The 728-nt window shown below is 40.5% G+C and carries 1 protein-coding gene; it reads left to right on the top strand.

Annotation, left to right across the window (positions count from 1 at the left end):
* Positions 1-366: 366 nt before the first annotated feature.
* Positions 367-728: single-stranded DNA-binding protein (locus tag B5F71_RS19570; protein WP_087213675.1), on the top strand; the 362-nt coding region annotated here is incomplete at its 3' end.

The raw sequence follows: 728 nt of genomic DNA on the forward strand, positions 1-728 counted from the left end.
CAGTGCATCATACCGTAACCAATACGAATGAAAAACTTTTTCAGATGAATTTCCGGCGAAGTCAAATCATATTTCCTTGTGCAAATTTATGGAACAGCTTCCACTTTTTCCGAAAGTGTCAGTGGCCGATTCGCAAATACCGTCCTTGCCTATTAATTCCAGAATCTTCCTTTTTCTGCACGCACAAAAAGCGTATTCATGGATTAATTATTTGCTGCCATCTTACCCAATAAAAAATATAAGAATCTTCCTTTTTCTGTTATACACAAAAAGCGTATTCGTACATTTTTTCATGGTTACCACTTAGTCTGTTCCAAGATAATTGCACCGTAAAATTGATTAATTAACTTCTAAAATTCATACATTATGAAAAAGATTGAAAATTCCTTCGTAGTATCAGGTTACGTTTCCAATGACGCACAGATCCGCAGTTTTGAAACAGCAAGTGTAGCACGTTTTTCGATAGCCGTAAGCCGCTCAGAGAAGAAAGGTGAAGAAACGGTCTATACATCAGCCTTCCTGCCAGTCGAAGCCTGGCGTAAGAACGAGGCTGCCGATTCATTTGACAGAATCAAGAAGGGTGAACTGCTCACAGTAAAGGGATATTTCAAACCGGAAGAGTGGACCGAGAGTGAAACCAACAAGAAGCGTAACCGCATAGTCATGGTAGCCGTCGAGTTTTATCCGACACCTGAAAAGGAGGAAGAGGAGAAACCGGCTCCATCAGA

Origin of the sequence: Bacteroides sp. An269, assembly GCF_002159755.1 — a bacterium.
Classification (GTDB): domain Bacteria; phylum Bacteroidota; class Bacteroidia; order Bacteroidales; family Bacteroidaceae; genus Phocaeicola; species Phocaeicola intestinalis.